The 4,418-nt window shown below is 73.5% G+C and carries 2 protein-coding genes; both read right to left on the minus strand.

What is annotated here, in order from left to right:
• Positions 1 to 968: polyketide synthase (locus tag ABZY33_RS35865; RefSeq protein WP_356495912.1), on the minus strand; the 968-nt coding region annotated here is incomplete at its 3' end.
• Positions 969 to 1,136: 168 nt separating this feature from the next.
• A partial coding sequence (locus ABZY33_RS35870; protein ID WP_356495911.1) for a type I polyketide synthase occupies positions 1,137 to 4,418 on the minus strand: 3,282 nt, incomplete at its 5' end.

Consider the following 4,418-nt stretch of genomic DNA (forward strand, 5'->3'; position numbering starts at 1 on the left):
GCGGGACCGAGCCGCGCCGCGGCCAGCGCGTCCTGGATCACCCGCTGCTGCGAAGGACCGTTCGGCGCCGTAAGACCCTGACTGCGGCCGTCCTGATTGACCGCCGAGCCACGAATCACCGCCAACACCCGGTCACCATCGCGCTCCGCCACCGACAACCGCTTCAACACCAGCACACCAGCGCCCTCGGCCCAGCCCGCACCATCAGCACCCGCCGAGAACGACTTGCACCGACCGTCCGCCGCCATCCCCTTCAACCGCGAGAACTCCACGAAGAGTGACGGCGCGCTCATCACCGTCACGCCGCCCGTGAGGGCCAGTTCGCACTCGCCCTGGCGCAGCGCCTGAACTGCCAGATGAAGCGCGACCAGCGACGACGAGCACGCCGTGTCGACCGTGATCGCGGGGCCCTGGAGGCCGAGGGTGTACGACACACGGCCCGACACGACGCTGGACGCCTTGCCTGTGCTGACGTAGCCGTCGAGCGCTTCCAGGTCCTTGCCCAGGTCGCCGTAGTCGGAGCTCATCGTGCCCAGGTAGACGCCCGTGCGGCTCTCCCCCAGTGATGCCGGGCGGATGCCGGCTCGTTCCAGGGCTTCCCAGGATGTCTCCAGGACCAGTCGCTGCTGCGGATCCATCGACGCCGCCTCACGCGGCGAGATCCCGAAGAACGCGGGATCGAAACCCTCCACGTCCTCGATGAACCCGCCCTCGCGCGCGTAACTCTTGCCCACCGAGTCCGGGTCGGGGTCGTACAAGCCCAGCCCCTGCCACCGCGACGGCAGCCCGCCCACCGCGTCCCCGCCCGAGACCAGCAGCTCCCAGAACGCCTCCGGCGTAGCGATACCACCTGGCAGACGGCACGCCATCGACACGACCGCGATCGGCTCATGGGTCCGGGCCTGCCGCTCCTCCAGGTCCGCCGCGCGCTTCTGCAGCGCGCGGATCGCGGGGAGGGCGGCTTCCATTCGGTCCTGGTTTGACATCGACACCATCGAGCCTTTCTGCACGGCCACCACGAGCGAACGGCGTCCCGGGGGACAGCTCAGGGACTTCATCACCCAACCGATGACGACTCGAGCGCCGGTCGACGTGGCCTGGGGGCGGCGCAGGTGGTGCGCGGCCCCCGGGCGTCGTCAGTCGAGGTCGAGCCCCGATGCCGCCAGCAGCGCGTTGAGTTCGGCGTTGATGTCGTCGACCGAACGCCCGTCGCCGTCCGACGGCAGGAGGGACGTGGCGGCCGCGGGTGCGCCCGACGGTGCGCCACCTGGTGCTGTCGTCGGTGCTGTCGTCGGCGCGGGAGTCTCCTCGCGGGCCAGCTCCAGCAGCCGCTCCAGTAGTCCGCTGCTGTGGATCCGGTCCGCGGAGAGCCGTTCGAGGGCCCAGCCCAGCTGGGCGGAGGGGTTGTCCGTCGCCGTGCCGTCGGCCGCGGGCACCGGGGCCGGGTCCGACGTGGGCAGTTCCATGCGTTTGAGGATCAGCCGGGTGATGTGCTCGGGGGTCGGGTGGTCGAAGGCGAGGGTGGCCGGCAGGGACAGGCCGGTCGCGGCCGAGAGGCGGCGGCGCAGTTCGACCGCCATGAGCGAGTCGAGGCCGAGGTCCTTGAGGACCTGTTGCGGAGCGAGCGAGGCCGTGTCGGACACGCCGAGCACGGAGGCGACCTCACGCAGGACCAGGTCCGTGACGAGTTCCGTGCGCCGGTCGTCGGTGGTGGCGGCCAGCAGCCGTTCGCGCAGCTCGGCGGGGCCGGCGGCTTCCGCGGTGGTGGCGGCCGGGCCGCTCGCGCGGCGGAGCCGGGACGGTACGAGGGCGCGGAAGAGGGCGGGGGCGTCGTGGCCCCGGTCCGTCTCCTGCCGGGCGGTGCGCAGGTCCAGCCGGACGGGGACGAACGTGTCCGCCGGGCGGGCCAGTGCCGCGTCGAGGAGGGCGAGGCCCTGCTCGAACGCGAGGGGGGCGATGCCCTGGCGCCGCATGCGTTCGAGCTCCACCGCGCCCAGGTGGGAGGTCATGCCCACGCCGGCCTGGTGCCACAGGCCCCAGGCGAGGCTGGTGACCGGGCGGCCCTCGGCGCGCCGGCGGGCGGCGAACGCGTCGAGGTAGGCGTTGGCGGCGCCGTAGACGCTCTGTCCCGCGGTCCCGAAGGTGCCGGCGGCGGAGGAGAACAGGACGAAGGCCGCGAGATCGTGTCCGCGGGTGAGGTCGTCGAGGTGGTGGACGCCCGTGGCCTTCGGTGCCATCACACGGGAGAGCCGCCGCGCGTCCTGGCCCAGAACGACACCGTCGTCCAGGACACCCGCGAGGTGGAGGACCGCAGTCCACGGGTGCTCCTCCTCAGCAAGACCGAGCACCTTCGCCACGTCATCCCGCCGAGCGACATCACAGGCCACCACTCGTACGCACTGGGCACCTTCTTCTTCGAGTTCACGGATCAGTTGGGGGACACCGGGCGCGTCGGCCCCGCGTCGTGAGGTCAGTACCAGGTGACGCACACCGTGGTGGCGCACCAGGTGCCGGGCGGTCGCCCGGCCGAGTTCGCCGGTGCCACCGGTGATGAGGACGGTGCCCTCGGGGTCCGGGGGCCGGACGGCGGACGCGTCGGGTCCGCCGGTGACGCGGGTCAGCCGGGCGGCACGGGTGCCGTCCGCGCGGACGGCGAGTTCGGGTTCTCCGGTGACGGCGAGGGCGCGGGCGAGCGTGTCCTCGGCGGCGTCGTCACCGGGGTCGAGGTCGATCAACCGCAGGCCGTTCCCGGGGTGTTCGGCGCGCGCGGAGCGCACCAGGCCCCAGAGCGGCGCGTGCGCCAGTCCGTCGAGGCGGTCGCCGGGGGCGGCTGCGACGGCGCCACGGGTGACCCAGACGAGTTCCGTCGCCGCGAGCCGCTCGTCGGCGAGCAGCGCCTGGAGCTGGGCGAGTCCGTGCTCGGCGGCCCGGTAGGCGGCGTCGGGGGCGCTCTCGGACGGCTGCCGGTCGGTGGCGTCGATGACGATGCGGGCCGGGGCGGTTTCCCGTCCCGTGCCGGTGCCCGCGTCGAGCAGGGCGGACAGCTCGGCCGTGTCGGCGAGGGCAGGTACGCCGAGGAGCCCGGCCAGCCGGCCCGTGCCGCCGAGCACGGCGTCCGCGACCGCGGCCTGCGGACCGGTGGTGGCCGGCGGCCGGCCACCCTGGGGGCCGGCGGAGGCCAGTGGCTGGAACTCCAGTCGGTGCAGGCCGTCGGCCGCGGTGTTCCGGGCGGCGCGCAGTTGCTGGGCGGTCGCCCGGCGCAGGTGGAGCGCTCCGACGCGTACGACGGGGTCGCCCGCCGGGTCACAGGCCCACAGCCGGATGCTCGTACCGGAGTCGGAGTCGGAGCCCTCGACGTCGATACGGACGCGCAGTTCGTCGCGGGCCGCGGCGTGCAGGTCGACGTCGCTCCACTCGAACGGCAGCAGCGCGCCCTCCGGCTCCGGTTCGCCGGAGGCGGCGGAGACGCCCTTGAGGACGTGCAGCGCCGTGTCGATCAGCGCCGGGTGCAGCAGGAACTCGCCGGTCCGGCCGACCGCGGGGAGGCGTACGACGCCGTAGGCGGTGTCGCCCCTGCGCCACAGCTCGGTCAGCCCCTGGAACGCGGGGCCGTAGGTGATGCCCTGGCCGGCGAACCGCTCGTACAGGCCGTCGAGTTCGACCCGCTCGGCGCCGGTCACCGGCCAGCCGCGCAGTTCGGCGAAGGCCGGGTCCGCGGTGGGGGTGCCCGCCGCGTCCCGCGGTGTGCCGTCCCGCAGTTCGCCGCTCGCGTGCCGGGTCCAGGCGGTGGGCGCGGCCTCGGGGCTGCTGTGGATCGCGACGGTACGACGGCCCGTGGTGCCGGGCGCGCCGACCGTGATCTGGATCCGTACCGCGTCGTCGATCACCAGCGGTTCGGCCAGGGTCAGCTGAGCGGTCCCGGCCGCGCCGACCTCGTGGGCGGCGGCGGTGGCCAGCTCCAGCAGGCCGGTACCGGGCACGATGACCGAGCCGAACACGGTGTGGTCCTTCAGCCACGGCTGCTCGGAGAGCGACAGCCGGCCGGTGACGAGATGTCCCTCGCCGTCCGCGAGGGCGGTCACGGCACCGATCCACGGATGCAGCGAGGCATCGAGCCCGAACGACCGGGCGTCGCCTGGGGTCCGGGGAACGTCTGTCCAGTAGGGCTCGCGCTGGAAGGCGTACGTGGGCAGCGGGACGAGGGCTTGTGTGTCGGTGGCGAGGGCCTTGCTCCAGTCCAGCTCATGCCCCTGGACGTGCAACAGGCTGAGGTTGCGCAGGAGTCGACCCCAGTCGCCGTGCTTGCGCGCGAGGGAGCCGACGACGATCCCGCCATGCTCGGCACTCGCGTCGGTCAACGGCATCGCCAGCACCGGATGCGCCGACATCTCCACGAACACCGAATGCCCGTCCGCCAG

Origin of the sequence: Streptomyces sp. NPDC006552 (assembly GCF_040611655.1) — a bacterium.
Classification (GTDB): domain Bacteria; phylum Actinomycetota; class Actinomycetes; order Streptomycetales; family Streptomycetaceae; genus Streptomyces.